This is a genomic window from Pedobacter changchengzhani, assembly GCF_004354365.1.
Classification (GTDB): domain Bacteria; phylum Bacteroidota; class Bacteroidia; order Sphingobacteriales; family Sphingobacteriaceae; genus Pedobacter; species Pedobacter changchengzhani.
The window spans coordinates 74,282-88,537 of the sequence record NZ_SJCY01000002.1 but is presented as its reverse complement, the minus strand read 5'-3'; the positions used below and the strand labels follow the sequence as shown (position 1 = coordinate 88,537).

At 34.8% G+C, this 14,256-nt stretch carries 12 protein-coding genes; 7 read left to right on the top strand and 5 right to left on the bottom strand.

Annotation, left to right across the window (positions count from 1 at the left end; translation table 11 throughout):
• Positions 1 to 62: 62 nt before the first annotated feature.
• The 5 genes from EZJ43_RS03205 to EZJ43_RS03185 all read left to right on the top strand — a co-directional run bounded on the left by EZJ43_RS03205 (position 63) and on the right by EZJ43_RS03185 (position 6,394).
• Positions 63 to 1,436 (top strand): OmpA family protein, encoded by a 1,374-nt coding sequence (locus EZJ43_RS03205; protein ID WP_133261232.1) that lies wholly within the window; start codon positions 63 to 65, stop codon positions 1,434 to 1,436.
• Positions 1,437 to 1,625: 189 nt separating this feature from the next.
• Positions 1,626 to 2,006: a RidA family protein gene (locus EZJ43_RS03200; RefSeq protein WP_133261231.1), complete on the top strand. Its 381-nt coding sequence runs from the start codon at positions 1,626 to 1,628 to the stop codon at positions 2,004 to 2,006.
• A gap of 1 nt (position 2,007) precedes the next feature.
• Positions 2,008 to 2,922 carry an EamA family transporter gene (locus EZJ43_RS17530; RefSeq protein ID WP_317126391.1) on the top strand — a complete coding sequence of 305 codons (915 nt, stop codon included), beginning with the start codon at positions 2,008 to 2,010 and terminating at the stop codon, positions 2,920 to 2,922.
• Positions 2,915 to 5,020 (top strand): ATP-dependent DNA helicase RecG, encoded by a 2,106-nt coding sequence (gene recG, locus EZJ43_RS03190; protein ID WP_133261230.1) that lies wholly within the window; start codon positions 2,915 to 2,917, stop codon positions 5,018 to 5,020. Before EZJ43_RS17530 ends, recG begins: the two co-directional genes overlap by 8 nt.
• Positions 5,021 to 5,110: 90 nt before the next feature.
• Positions 5,111 to 6,394: an MFS transporter gene (locus tag EZJ43_RS03185; RefSeq protein ID WP_133261229.1), complete on the top strand. Its 1,284-nt coding sequence runs from the start codon at positions 5,111 to 5,113 to the stop codon at positions 6,392 to 6,394.
• 372 nt (positions 6,395 to 6,766) lie between these two features.
• Here EZJ43_RS03185 and EZJ43_RS03180 read toward each other — a convergent pair whose 3' ends face one another.
• From EZJ43_RS03180 to pyrH, 4 genes are all read right to left on the bottom strand, one after another.
• On the bottom strand, positions 6,767 to 6,982 hold the full coding sequence (locus tag EZJ43_RS03180) for a PLDc N-terminal domain-containing protein (RefSeq protein WP_133261228.1): 216 nt from the start codon (positions 6,980 to 6,982) through the stop codon (positions 6,767 to 6,769).
• 23 nt (positions 6,983 to 7,005) lie between these two features.
• On the bottom strand, positions 7,006 to 8,754 hold the full coding sequence (locus tag EZJ43_RS03175) for an ABC transporter ATP-binding protein (protein WP_133261227.1): 1,749 nt from the start codon (positions 8,752 to 8,754) through the stop codon (positions 7,006 to 7,008).
• A gap of 86 nt (positions 8,755 to 8,840) precedes the next feature.
• Positions 8,841 to 9,404, bottom strand: coding sequence for a ribosome recycling factor (gene frr, locus EZJ43_RS03170; RefSeq protein ID WP_133261590.1), 564 nt, complete (start codon positions 9,402 to 9,404; stop codon positions 8,841 to 8,843).
• 37 nt (positions 9,405 to 9,441) lie between these two features.
• A complete protein-coding gene (gene pyrH, locus EZJ43_RS03165; RefSeq protein WP_133261226.1) occupies positions 9,442 to 10,146 on the bottom strand; it encodes a UMP kinase in 705 nt (234 codons plus the stop codon).
• A 379-nt stretch (positions 10,147 to 10,525) separates the two neighbouring features.
• On the opposite strand from pyrH, the gene EZJ43_RS03160 reads away from it, so the two are divergent.
• Together EZJ43_RS03160 and EZJ43_RS03155 are read left to right on the top strand one after the other, a co-directional pair.
• On the top strand, positions 10,526 to 12,553 hold the full coding sequence (locus EZJ43_RS03160; RefSeq protein WP_133261225.1) for an O-antigen ligase family protein: 2,028 nt from the start codon (positions 10,526 to 10,528) through the stop codon (positions 12,551 to 12,553).
• Between the two features lie 211 nt (positions 12,554 to 12,764).
• Positions 12,765 to 13,304, top strand: a complete 540-nt coding sequence (locus EZJ43_RS03155; RefSeq protein ID WP_133261224.1) for a lipocalin family protein — start codon at positions 12,765 to 12,767, stop codon at positions 13,302 to 13,304.
• A gap of 80 nt (positions 13,305 to 13,384) precedes the next feature.
• Here EZJ43_RS03155 and tsf read toward each other — a convergent pair whose 3' ends face one another.
• Positions 13,385 to 14,230 (bottom strand): translation elongation factor Ts, encoded by an 846-nt coding sequence (gene tsf, locus EZJ43_RS03150; protein WP_133261223.1) that lies wholly within the window; start codon positions 14,228 to 14,230, stop codon positions 13,385 to 13,387.
• Between the last annotated feature and the right edge of the window lie 26 nt (positions 14,231 to 14,256).

Here is a 14,256-nt window from a genome sequence, read left to right as displayed (position 1 = left end):
TTAATTTTGCGTTGCTAAAAAATTAATCAATTTAGTTGTTTAACCCTTAAAAAAAAAAGATTATGAATTATTCTACTTTAAAGAAAAGTCTTGCGCTTTCTTTAGTGGCACTAACAGGAGTAGCTTCTCTTGCTGTCGCTCAAGATATGCCTGCAATGACTTCTTCTGCCAAAACGTTTGGTGGAAGAGCCCAGTACAGAACTTGGTCAATTGGCGTTAACGGAGGTGTTTTAGCACCTATTGTTGCTATTGGCGGTACAAACGATTTTAACAGATGGGATGTTAATTTAGGTTACGGTTTAAATATCCGTAAGCAATTAGGTCATTCTTTCGCGTTAGAGTTGAATGGTTTACGTGGAAAAGTTTCTGGTTCAAATGATATGAGCATTCAAGGTGCTGCATCAACTGATAAGAGCTTTGAAACTCAACTTCAGTATGCTGCTGATTTACGTGCAGTTGTTAATGTTGGTTCAATTGATTTCTTACGTCGTGAGAATTCAGTAGGATTTTTCGTTACTGTAGGTGGTGGTTATATGGCTTATGCGCCTAAACTTACTAACGCAGCAAATGTTACAACAGACTTTAAAGGAACTGGTGGTGGAAATCCTGATGGTGGAAGTGCAATCGTTAAATCTGGTAACAGAAGTGATTATTTGAAGACTTTCTACATCCCAGTTGGTGCAGGTGTTAAATTTAAAGTTTCTGAAAGAGTTAACTTTAATTTAGGTTACACGATGAACTTCATGGATGATGATAATTTAGATGGTGTTTATGGTAAAACAAGTTCTAACGATCATTTCTCTTATGGATATGCTGGTTTAGAATTCTCTTTAGGTTCTTCAGCTAAACCAAGTTTAGAGTGGACTAACCCATTAGCTACTATGTATGATGAATTGAAAGATCCTTCATTACGTGCTGAGTTAGAAGCATTGAAAAAACGCGTTACTAGTGTTGAAGGTGCAATCGAAGGATTGAAAAAAGATACTGATGGTGATGGTGTTGCTGATCAATTTGACAAATGCCCAGGAACTCCTGCAGGTACTGCTGTTGATGGATCAGGTTGTCCACTTCCTAAAATGACTGAAGCTGCCGCTGCAGCTTCTTCTATGACTGGTATGGAAGCAATCAGATTTGATTTTAACTCATCAGTTTTAAAAACTGAGTCATATCCAACTTTAGATAAATTATCTTCTGTATTACGTGAAAACGGTGGTAAAGTAACTTTAAACGGTTACGCTTCAAGCGAAGGTACTGCTGCATATAATGTGAAGTTATCTAAAGACAGAGCTAATTCTGTTAAAACTTATTTAGTAAACTCTGGTGTTAATTCTAGCCAAGTTTCTACAAAAGGTTTTGGTGAAGCTAATCCAATTGCTTCAAACGATACTGAAGAAGGTCGTATGCAAAATCGTCGTGTTGAAACTGCTAGAAACTAGTCTTTCAATACAATTAACAAAAAATGGCTTCGATGTAAATCGAGGCCATTTTTTGTTTATATGGATTTTGCATTTCCATAATTAACCATGTTAGAAAAGATTTACATAAATTCGTCTGATCTACGATACGTTGTATCTTTGAAAATAATAATACATTATCATTGAATATTAAACTTTAATCCTTACTTAATGAAAACAATTGTAAATACTTCTAGTGCTCCTACGCCAATCGGCCCATATAGTCAAGCTGTTAAGGCTGGTAATTTTTTATTTGTATCTGGCCAAATTGCCATTAACCCAGAGAGCGGAGAATTGAATTTAACAAACATCGAAGAAGAAACCCATCAAGTAATGCGTAACCTAAAAGCTATTCTGTTAGAAGCAGAATTAAGTTTCGATCACATAGTTAAAACAACAATTTTTTTGAGTGATATGGGAACGTTTGCGCAAGTGAATGAAGTTTATGGGCAATATTTTACAGCAGAATTTCCCGCTAGAGAAACCGTTCAAGTATCTGTATTACCTAAAAATGTTAATGTAGAGATTTCGGCAATTGCAATAGCTCATTAATTTGGCGCAGCTTAATCGAGGGTATTTATTGGCAGGCATTGTTCCTTATGTAATATGGGGTACAATGTCTGTACCATTGCGCGATCTTAAGGCCTTTCTGCCTGAGGAAATTTTATTTTATAGAGTATTCGTTTCTTGCATAATTATTTGGCTCACCATCCTCATATTTAAGTGGAAGAACTTAAATGCCGATTTTAAATTTTTTGTGGAATTAACGAAAAGAAACAAATTTAAGTTTGTTTCTTTAACCATTATTTCATCAATTTTAATTAGTTGTAACTGGTTTACTTACATGTACGCTGTTAATTTTGTAAGTTTAAAATCAGCCGCGTTTGCTTATTTAGTCTGCCCATTAATAACTGCTTTTTGTGGGTTTATTTTTTTAAAAGAGAGGGTTACAAAATCTAAAATAATCGCTATGACAGTTGCGATTGTAAGCATTGTCTTATTAGCTACAGGTTCTGTACATGAAGTAGTTTGGTCGATAATTATTGCATCTTTTTATGCACTATATATTGTAATTTTGAAATTGATTAAGGAGGTTGATAAGTTCATTTTGCTAGGTTTACAATTAATTATATCGGGCTTGTTGATGTTGCCATATCATTTTTTAAAATCAGAACCAATACCTATCGAGGGTTTATTTTGGGGGCATATTTTTTTAATTGCTATTTTATTTACGATCATCCCATTATTTTTAAACGCTTATGCTTTAGTTGGCATGCCATCATCGGCTCTAGGTATTCTTATATATCTTAATCCAATTGTTGCATTTACCGTGGCTTTTTTCTATTTTGATGAGAAAATAGATTTGGCGCAGGTTTTTGCATATTGTCTATTGTTGGTGTCAATAATAATTTTCAACACTTCATTTTTAGATCGTTTTTTTAGTAAGAAGCATACTCAATTTGGATAACTCGATTTTAAATACGCCGTTAGAATATGTAAGGGGAATTGGACCAAACCGCGCTGATGTTTTAAAAAAAGACCTTGGCATTTTCACCTATCAAGATATGCTATGCCATTATCCTTTTAGGTATATAGATAGAACTAAGTATTTTAAAATTAATGAGATAACACCTGATTCTTCGTACATCCAAATTATTGGTAGGGTTATTAGTAAAAAAGTTATCGGCGAAAAACGAACGAAAAGAATTGTTGTGGTTTTTAAAGATGAAACTGGAATAATGGAGCTTGTGTGGTTTCAAAGTTTGAAATGGATTGACGAAAATATAGTTGAAGGTTTGGTTTATGTAGCCTTCGGAAAGCCGAATCTTTTCAATGGCACTTTCAGTATTTCTCATCCTGAGATGGAACCTTATAAACGTAATCCCGTTGGTAGGGGAAACCTTACTCTGCAACCCGTTTATAATTCAACCGAAAAGCTAAAGAAGTTTAACCTCGATTCTAAAGGTTTGCAAAAATTAATTGCAGGTTTATTAGATCTTGTTATTCCGAATATACTAGAAACATTGCCACAACATTTATTAGATAAATATCATCTCCCAAACAGAAGAACTTCATTACTCAACATTCACTTTCCTAAAAATCAGCAAGATTTAAATGATGCGCAAAGACGATTAAAATTTGAAGAATTATTTTTTATTCAGCTTCAACTGTTAAATAGCAAACATTTAAGAGCACTAAAATTTAAAGGTGTTAATTTTAATACCGTTGGAGAAAAAATCAATCGATTTTATAAAGAAATTTTGCCTTTCGAATTAACGAATGCACAAAAAAGGGTAATTAAAGAAATTAGAATAGACACGCAACTTGGTGTACAAATGAATAGGTTAATACAAGGCGATGTAGGTAGTGGTAAAACTGCAGTTGCTTTAATGAGTATGCTTTTAGCCAATGATAATGGTTACCAAGCTTGTATGATGGCGCCCACAGAAATATTGGCTCGTCAGCACTATGCATCGATAACGGAGTTGATTACTGATGATTTGGTTAAAGTTGCCATATTAACCGGAAGTTCTAAAAGGAAAGAACGTGTTCAAATTCATGAACGCTTAGAAAACGGGGATATTGATATTCTTATTGGCACCCATGCCTTAATTGAAGATAAAGTCCAATTTAAAAATTTGGGTCTAGTTGTTATTGATGAGCAGCATCGTTTTGGTGTAGAACAAAGATCGAAACTTTGGCGAAAAAGTGTAATACCACCACATATTTTAGTAATGACGGCCACGCCAATTCCACGCACTTTAGCAATGACGTTGTACGGAGATTTAGATGTTTCTGTTATTGATGAGCTTCCCGCAGGAAGAAAACCAATTGACACAAAACACCTTTTTGAAGGCCAACGGATGAGGATGTTTGGTTTTATGAGAGATGAAATTGCTAAAGGCAGACAAGTTTATGTGGTTTACCCATTAATTAAAGAAAGTGAAAAATTAGATTTAATGAATTTGGAAGCTGGTATTGAGCAACTGAGTTATCAATTTCCTCGTCCAGATTATCAAATTAGTATTGTGCATGGCCAAATGCATAATACCGATAAGCAATTCGAAATGCAACAGTTTATACAAGGTAAAAGCCACATCATGGTTGCTACTACAGTTATTGAGGTAGGTGTAAATGTACCCAACGCTTCGGTTATGGTAATCGAAAATGCAGAACGCTTTGGCCTTTCTCAGTTGCACCAATTACGAGGACGAGTTGGCCGTGGTGCTGAACATTCTTTTTGCATTTTAATGAGTGGCAATAAATTAAGTAAAGAGGGGAAAGTACGTTTAGAAACTATGGTGCGGACTAATAACGGTTTCGAAATTTCTGAAATTGATTTGCAACTTCGCGGTCCTGGAGATATTACCGGCACACAACAGAGCGGCGCATTAGATCTAAAAATTGCCAATTTAACTACAGATCAAGCAATACTACAAGAAGCAAGAAATTCTGCAATATTAATACTGCAAGAAGACCCTATCTTGGAAAAAGAAGAAAATTTATTGCTTAAAGCACATCTAAAAAAATTAGAACGAGGCATTTCGTTTGATAAAATTTCTTAATTTAACTTAACAAAGCTATTTTTCTTTTAAAATTTCTCATTCTATTTTTTACTTCTTAAAACGTAGTTTTGCAATCGATAATTTATTTCAGTGGCAGATTTACAACCCCAACCCGTTTTCTCTAAACCCGATCCATTTGCGGCATTACGCTACAAAGAATTTCGAGCGTTTTTAGGTATGCGTTTTTTCTTTACACTCGCCTATCAAATGCAGGCAGTTGTAATTGGATATCATATTTATGATTTAACCCATGATGCACTTAAACTCGGATTAGTTGGTTTATGTGAGGCCATCCCTGCTATAGGTATTGCACTGTACGGCGGGTATATTGCCGATAAGAGCGAAAAAAGAGGCCTTTTGCTAAAAATATTTTTTGGCGTTTGGCTATCATCAGTTTTAATGTTGATCATAACGAGTAAATACCTCAATTTAAAAGAAGATGTAATTGTACTCGTTATGTATGCATTAGTATTTTGCATAGGCTTAGCTAGAGGCTTTTTTGGGCCTGCAACGTTTTCGTTAATGGCGAGAATTGTACCCAAAGAATTATATCCAAACTCTAGTACATGGAACAGCAGTTGCTGGCAAATGGCCACCATTATCGGCCCATTAATTGGGGGTTTAGTAAACTGGCTTTGGGGTATTACAGCAGCATATTCGGTAATTGTTTTCTTTCTCTCTATTTCCCTATTCTGCATCAGCAGTTTTAAAAAATACCCTGCTACTTTTATCGCTACCCAAAATATTTTTAATAGTTTAAAGGAGGGCGTGCGTTTCGTTTTTAAAACAAAGATGATGGTTTGGGCAATGAGTTTAGATTTGTTCTCTGTGTTTTTTGGAGGTGCGGTAGCATTATTACCCATTTTCGCAAAAGATGTTTTTAATCTCGGCTCTTTTGGCTTGGGTATGATGAGGGGTGCAGCATCTACAGGCGCTGTAATTACCATGCTGGCTATGACAAAATTCTCGCCCATGGGCAAACCTTGGCGTAATTTGCTTATTGCTGTAACCGGATTTGGTTTAAGTATAATTTGTTATGGATTATCAAAAAACTTTTATTTAACCCTGTTTTTCTTGTTTTTAGAAGGCTCTTTTGATAGTGTTAGCGTCGTTATCCGCCAAACCATAATGCAACTCCTCACACCTGATGAAATGCGGGGAAGGGTTTCTGCAGTTAGCAGTATGTTTATTGGTTCTTCAAATGAAATTGGAGAATTTGAATCGGGTATAACAGCAAAATATATGAGACTTGTACCAGCTGTAGTGTTTGGTGGAAGTATGACCATTGCCATTGCTGGCGTAACTTGGTTTAAAACCCGATCTTTAATGAAGCTAAATTTGGAAGATATTAATGAACAAACAATTAAAAATTAATCGACTTAAGTTGTAATATTTAGTTCGTTAAATTTATAATCGAGCAGGTTTGGCTTACCGAACGGTTCAATAAATAAAGAAATAAATATTTTTTTGGGCGTTACCCGATGAAAAATCGGGCCCGGCCTGTTTGGGGGTTCGCTTCGCTACCGTGCCAATAAAAAATTGGCACCAAGCCCCGCCCATGCCTAACGCTAGCATGCTGCATAATCAGGGCGTTTAAAAACTGTTATGCGTTTATTATAAACCGTTAATAAGTTATAAGCAACTACAGCTGTTTTCACGCAAACCCCTTCGTGTAAACAGGCAACCGATGGGTAATTAAAGCCATCACTTTTTAGTTACTTGGAGAAACAGCATGCGTGAATGCTATTAAAAGTGTTTATTCTTACCCCAAATTAAGTAAATTATTGAGCCTAAAAATGGCGCTAAAAGTATAATAATAAACCACAGTACTTTTACGATAAACCCCATTGTATTATTTCTCGAAATATGGTATAGTGCCACTAAAATCAAGGCTAACCAAATTACACCCAATACAATAATTAATAAAGCCAATTGATTGCTTCCAAAAGCTGATTGTGACATAATTGATATTTTTATTCTTAAGCTTAAACAATTCTTTCGCCAATTTGTTGGCGCCACATTGCTTTATATAGACCATTTTGGGCGATAAGATTTTCATGTGTTCCTTCTTCAATAATCTGGCCACGTTCTAGCACATAAATTGTGTCGGCATGCTTAATAGTCGATAATCGGTGTGCAATAAGTATAGTAATGTGTGCGGTCGATTCAGAAACGTTACGGATGGTATTTGTAATTTCTTCTTCAGTTATAGAATCGAGAGATGAGGTTGCTTCATCAAAAACTAAAATATCAGGTTGTCTTAATAGCGCTCTAGCGATCGATAACCGTTGCTTTTCGCCTCCAGAAACCTTCACACCACCTTCGCCAATCATTGAGGCTAAACCTTTATCTGCCCTCGCCAAAAGGCCATCACAGGCTGCTTGTTTTAAAACACGTAAGCAATCTTCATCAGTTGCTGTCGGATTTACAAATAATAGATTTTCTCTAATTGTACCAGAAAAAAGTTGGGTGTCTTGCGTCACAAATCCTATTTTCTCTCTTAATGTATCTAAATCTATTTGTTTGCTCGGGATGTTGTTGTATAAAATCTCACCTTCTTTAGCATCGTATAATCCCACCAACAATTTAACAAGCGTACTTTTTCCAGCTCCCGATGGGCCAACAAACGCAATTGTTTTACCATTTTTAACAGTAAAAGAAATATTTTCTAGCGCATTACGGTTGGCCGTTTGATGTTTAAAACTTACATGATTAAAAGCTAAATTCTGAATTTTATCAATTTTAGCCGGATTCTCTGGTTTCTTATCAATAGGCATACTTAAAATTCTTTTAAAATTAGCCAATGATACTTCAGTTTCACGCCACGATAAAATAATATTGCCCAGCTCTTGTAAAGGTCCGAATAGGAAAAATGAATAAAACAAAAAGGAGAAGTATTGTCCTGGTGAAATGGTATTGTCAAAAATTAAAAGCAACAGAATTACGATCATAGAGCTTCTAACCAAGTTAACGGTAGTGCCCTGCATAAAACTCATGCTTCGCACATACTTCACTTTTTTTAATTCTAATCCTAAAATTTTGTAAGTAGTTTTGTTTAATCTCTCAATCTCTTGATCGGCTAAACCTAAGCTTTTAACCAATTCTATATTTCTTAAAGATTCGGTTGTGGAGCCTGCTAGCGCAGTAGTTTCACCAACAATAGAACGTTGGATGATTTTAATTTTCCGACTTAAAAACCAACTTACAAAACTAATAATCGGAATTGCCGTAAAATACACTAACGTAACTTTATAGCTGATGGAGAAAGAATATACAATTACAAATGCCATTCCTATTAGGCTTACAAATAGGATACTTATAAATGATGTTATAAATTTTTCGCTATCTAATCTAACTTTCTGTAAAATGCCTAAAGTTTCTCCACTTCGCTGATCTTCAAAAACCTGATAAGGCAGTTTTAACGAGTGCTGTAAACCATCGGCATACATTTTTGCGCCAACTTTTTGCACAATAACGCTAGTAAAGTAGTCTTGAAAATTCTTAGCAATTCTCGAAACCATTGCCGCACCAACGGCTAAACCTATAAAGCCCATTGCACCCCATATATAGGCACTTTTATTCGGGAATTGACTTTTTTTATTGATATAAAGATCTAATATCTTCCCGGTAAAATAGGGGTCTAAAAGAGAGAAACCGATGTTTATTCCTGCTAAGAGTAATGCCAAAGCAACAATCCACTTATGATTTTTAAGATAGTTAATTAATATTTTCATTTTTTATGTGCGAATTTTACAAACATAAAAAAAGGGAACGGATAAAAATCCATTCCCTTTTTTTATGACTTTACTAAAAGACTATCTTATACCGTCATTACATCTTTCTCTTTCGCCTCCGCATGCTTATCTACTTTAATGATGTAAGCGTCGGTCAGTTTTTGAACTTCGCCTTCGCCGGTTTTTATTTCATCATCAGATACGCTTTCTTCTTTCAATTTTTGAATTTTAGTATTCGCATCCTTGCGGATGTTGCGTACAGTTATGCGCCCACGTTCTGCCTCTTCTTTTACTTTTTTTACAAGGTCTCTTCTACGTTCTTCGGTAAGTGGTGGTACAACTAAACGAATTACAATCCCATCATTTTGCGGGTTAATGCCAATATTTGCAACTTGTATTGCTTTTTCTATTGGTGTTAAAAGTGATTTTTCCCAAGGTTGAATTACAATTGTTCTTGCATCTGGTGTATTGATGCTAGATACTTGCGATAGCGCAGTTGAAGCACCATAATAATCAACAAATATTCCATCAAGCATACCTGCCGATGCCTTACCGGCTCTAATTTTGGTTAATTCTGCCTCACAATGTTCAATTGCCCTGTCCATTGCAGATTGGGCCTCCATTAATTGTAATTCTATCAGTTCGTTCATAATATGTATGTATTTCGACAAAAATAATGTTTAAGCTTTATTTAACTAATGTTCCTAATTTCTCCCCATCTGCAATTTTCATTAAGTTGCCAGGCTTGTTCATATCAAACACAATAATCGGCACTTGGTTTTCTTCGCACAAAGTAAAAGCGGTCATATCCATCACATTTAAGTTTTTGGCAATTACTTCCTTGAAAGAGATTTCATCATATTTAGTTGCGGTAGCGTCTTTTTCTGGATCTGCTGTATAGATTCCATCAACTCGCGTTCCTTTTAATACAGCATCAGCATTTATTTCAATGGCTCTTAGCGCTGCGGCAGAATCTGTAGTAAAGTATGGATTTCCCGTTCCTGCACCAAAAATAACAACTCTTCCTTTCTCTAAATGCCTAACTGCTCTTCTGCGAACGAATGGCTCGCATATTTGCTCCATTTTTATCGCCGAAAGTAAACGAGTTTTAATACTTTCTTTTTCTAACGCATCTTGAAGTGCCATAGAGTTGATTACCGTTGCCAGCATGCCCATATAATCAGCTTGCGCTCTATCCATTCCACTTTTTTCGGCGCTTAAGCCCCTAAAAATGTTACCACCGCCAATAACAATGGCTATTTCTATGCCTTTTTCATGTACAGCTTTAATTTCTTGCGCATACTGCCTAACGCGTTCATTATCAATACCATATTGCTTATCGCCCATTAGCGATTCACCACTAAGTTTTAGTAGGATACGTTTGTATTTCATGTCCTCAAAAATATCAACAATTTTTTACTTAAAGGGTATTGATTTTGATAAATGATGAAAATATTCAATTTGTTGGCAGTTTTTCGGTAAATAATAGGTTGCTAGGATGTAAATCTATACCTAACAAGACTAATAGGTATGTTAGTCTAGGTCTATATTTCCAAAAGAGAGAAAGACTTTGAGACTTATACAAGAAAAATAGGATATAAAGTGCATTATTTACTATGATTATAATGGGAGAAAATTTAAGTTTATTGTGGGTATCAGTTCTTTATACTATTGACTGGACTTTATTTAAGAGGTTCGGCAAATCTCCAAAAAATAAGTATCTTTTGTTTTAGTGTAAAAAAGTAGTAATTTTCTAAACTATTTAAAAGATATGCTCAAAAATAAAAAAATAGCTACCCTCAATTATTCAAGCAAGGTGCAAGAGAAGTCAACCGATTTTAATAATAATATTGTTACGGCAATCATTACCATGTATCTCTTAGTTGAGGCCTCGCCATCGATCGACATGTTAGATCAAATGGGTTTTCATTGGTTGTTAATTTCAATTTTGAATATATGTTCACTTCTATTTATTTTGAAGCGTAAAATTATTCAAGACAGCCAATTAATCTCTTTCTTTAAGAATGGTTTGACTTTGGTATACTGTGTTTTTTTTATGATAGCAGGGATGTCTTTATTTGTAGCGATTAATCCCACAGAAGGAATAGTGGTTTATGCGCGAGTATTCTCAACCATAGCCGCTTTTTTAATCATCGGTATTTTATTATATAATAGATTGGCCGTACTTAAAAATATTGCCTTAATTATAACAATTCTTACTTTGGCGCAGGCTTTCGGTACCGTTACGCAGTTCTATAAACAATTGCGGACAGTTTCTGTTTATGATGTCATATCTAATTTGCAAGGAACATCTGGCAACAAAAATATATGGGCTGCTTCATTTGTGATTAAAATTCCTTTCATTTTTTACACTGTTTTTTTAAGAAAAGGTTTTGTTAAATTTTTGGCTTTAATTAGTTTGGGCCTTAGTGTGTTTTGCATCTTATTGATTAGCGCAAGATCTGCATATATAAGTTTAATTTTAGAGCTTTTTATTTTATTTGGCTTGTTTTGTTATGTATTTATTAAAGAAAATAACTTCAAAGGATACTTAATTTCTTCCACCCTTGTGATTATGGTTTTGCTTTTCTCCTTTTTTGTGAGTCAAAATAGTTTAAATAGCGCTACAAAAGCTGGAGATAATAATTCTCTTACTGTAGGGGCTAGGTTAGGTGGCATTGCAGATAATGTTGAGGGTGCATCAAATGGTAGGATTGGCTATTGGAAAGGCGCAATCGGTCTCATTAAAAAACGACCCTTATCAGGTGTTGGTATTGGTAATTGGAAGTTATACACGCCACTCTACACCAATACACTAGTTAACGAAAATATTTTTTCTAAGCACCCACATAATGATTTTTTGGAGGTTGCCGGTGAAACAGGGGTAATAAATGCGTTCATATATCTGTCGATTTTTGCGCTGGCATTTTTCTTTATGATCAAAGTAGTTTTTTCAAAAAGTGATTTAGAAACTAAAATGATTGCCGTTATAGCCTTTTCTGCTTTATCTGGTTATTTTGTTGACGCATGTTTTAATTTTCCAGCCGAAAGGCCAAACATTCAAGTCCTTTTTGCCATTTCACTGGCGCTAATTACCGTTAATTACCTTAAGCTAAATCCGGTTTTATCTACAGAAAAGGCTAACAGATTTGTTGGTATATTTTGTGCCACAATGTTGTTGTTTGGAATAGGTGCAACTTATGTCAGTGCCAATGTATTTACGTCATCTAAAGCGCAGTATATAGTCGACAACGACTTGGCTTCAATTGATGCAATAGATTTTGCTACACCAAAATTGAAATTTGATGAGGTGAATTTAATGTTCCCGAAAATCCCAAACATTGGCGAAAACTCTGAAACGATAGGGTATAAAAAAGCAAAATATTTATACAAAGAAAAAAGGTTGGATGAAGCTATTAAATTGTTGGATAGCGTACGTGCTCAAAGTCCTTATGTAATGTATGGCGATTATTTAAAATGTAATATTTACTTAGAGGAGAAGAAGCTTGATAGTGCGTTTAAATATGCGAAAATAGTTGCACATGCTACACCTAGAAATTACTATTATTACCGAATGGCTAGCTACTTAGCAAGAGTGAATGATGATGTTCCGGAGATTAGGCACCTTTTTAAAAATTACAATAAATATAGAAATGATCTTCAGTCATGGTCATATTATTCATTAAGTATGTTTTACTCCAAAGCAGATAGAGATCAAGTAAAGAAGGTAGTTAATTTGGGTTTGAAGGAGTTTCCTACAGACTCACTTATGTTGAGTTACAAAAGTCAATTACAATAGAATGAATTTGGTTTTGCATTATCCTAACTAAGCTGTAGTTCATTTTATTATTGATGTATCTGAGAAAATAATTTATGATACGTAAATTAAGTAGAGCGAATAGCTGTTGTAAAGCACAGATGAAGTGAATATCACCTTCCAATTTTCTCATTTCTTGATTTGGAAAAACATTGAGGGTTTTCTTTTGTTTTTTATTCAAACTAAAGAAAAAATGAAAAAGAAATATATCCTCTTAAGCGTCGGCGTTGCAGTTGTGGCTTTAAGCTTAATACAATCTTGTGCAACTATTCCAAAAAATGTAACCGCAGTTAAAAATTTCCAAAAAGACAAATATTTAGGTAAATGGTATGAAATTGCGCGATTGGATTATCGTTTCGAAAGAAATTTAGATAATGCGACTGCCGAATATTCTTTAAATGATGACGGTACTATTAAGGTGATTAACAAAGGCTATAATTATAAGAAGAATGAGTGGAAATCGGTTAAAGGTAAAGCAAAGTTCGTAGGTTTGGAAAATGAGGGTAATTTAAAAGTTTCTTTTTTTGGTCCATTTTACGCGGGCTATAATGTAGTTAAAGTTGACGACGACTACCAAAATGCTTTAGTTTACGGTGGCAGTACCAAGTATATTTGGATTCTTTCTCGGCATAAGGAAATAACCAAGCAAGTTAAAGAAGAGTTTTTAGCGAAAGCAAAACGAGATGGTTATGATTTAACCGATTTGATTTGGGTGAAACACGATAAGGATTAAAGAAATTTTAATTCACTTATAAATTAAAAAAGGCCAATTACTTTTCAGTAATCGGCCTTTTTTAATAATATTATATTTGCTTATGCACCTAATTGTACGCGTTTAAAAGCAGTTACAGTTAAACCTTTAACTGTATTATCTAAAAATTTACGAATATCTACCGAGCTATCTTTAACAAACTCTTGGTTTAATAAAGTACTGTCTTTGTAGAATTTATTCAATTTACCAGCTGCGATTTTTTCAACCATTTCTTCTGGTTTACCTTCAGCACGGATAACATCTTTAGCAATTTCGATTTCACGCTCAATAGTTGCAGGGTCAACACCGTCTTTATCAACAGCAACTGGGTTCATTGCAGCAATTTGCATTGCAACATCTTTACCAGCTTCAGTAATATCTACACCGTTAGCACCTTCGAATGCAACTAAAACACCCATTTTTCCGTTAGAGTGTACATAAGAAACGATTTTCTCGCCAGTTACGTTTTCGTAATTTTGGATAACCATTTTTTCTCCAATTTTACCAGTTAATTCAGTTATCGTCTCAGCAACGGTACGTCCGTCTGCTAAAGCAATTGCTGATAACGCTTCAGTAGAAGATGCGTTATGGTCAACTGCAGCTGTTAAGATAGCCTGCGCTAAATTGCGGAAATCTTCAACTTTAGAAACTGGCTCAGTTTCGCAAGCCAAAGCAACTAATTTACCATTTGTACCATCTGCTGATACACTAATTAACACAATACCTTCTGAAGTAGCGTTGCCAGAACGGGCAGCTGATACTTTTTGACCTTTTTTACGCAATAAATCAACTGCAGCTTCGAAATCACCATTAGCTTCTACCAAAGCTTTTTTGCAATCCATCATACCAGCGCCAGTTTGTTGGCGTAGTTTATTTACATCTGCTGCTGTAATTTGTACTGTTGACATTTTTAAAATTTTATAAGTTTTATAAA

What these genes read in the sequence shown, in the direction of transcription:
- EZJ43_RS03180 (WP_133261228.1), bottom strand. Translation starts at nt 6,982, where the DNA reads ATGTCACAATCAGCTTTTGGAAGCAATCAATTGGCTTTATTAATTATT.
- EZJ43_RS03155 (WP_133261224.1), top strand. Translation starts at nt 12,765, where the DNA reads ATGAAAAAGAAATATATCCTCTTAAGCGTCGGCGTTGCAGTTGTGGCT.
- EZJ43_RS03175 (WP_133261227.1), bottom strand. Translation starts at nt 8,754, where the DNA reads ATGAAAATATTAATTAACTATCTTAAAAATCATAAGTGGATTGTTGCT.
- EZJ43_RS03200 (WP_133261231.1), top strand. Translation starts at nt 1,626, where the DNA reads ATGAAAACAATTGTAAATACTTCTAGTGCTCCTACGCCAATCGGCCCA.
- EZJ43_RS03160 (WP_133261225.1), top strand. Translation starts at nt 10,526, where the DNA reads ATGCTCAAAAATAAAAAAATAGCTACCCTCAATTATTCAAGCAAGGTG.
- tsf (WP_133261223.1), bottom strand. Translation starts at nt 14,230, where the DNA reads ATGTCAACAGTACAAATTACAGCAGCAGATGTAAATAAACTACGCCAA.
- frr (WP_133261590.1), bottom strand. Translation starts at nt 9,404, where the DNA reads ATGAACGAACTGATAGAATTACAATTAATGGAGGCCCAATCTGCAATG.
- EZJ43_RS03205 (WP_133261232.1), top strand. Translation starts at nt 63, where the DNA reads ATGAATTATTCTACTTTAAAGAAAAGTCTTGCGCTTTCTTTAGTGGCA.
- pyrH (WP_133261226.1), bottom strand. Translation starts at nt 10,146, where the DNA reads ATGAAATACAAACGTATCCTACTAAAACTTAGTGGTGAATCGCTAATG.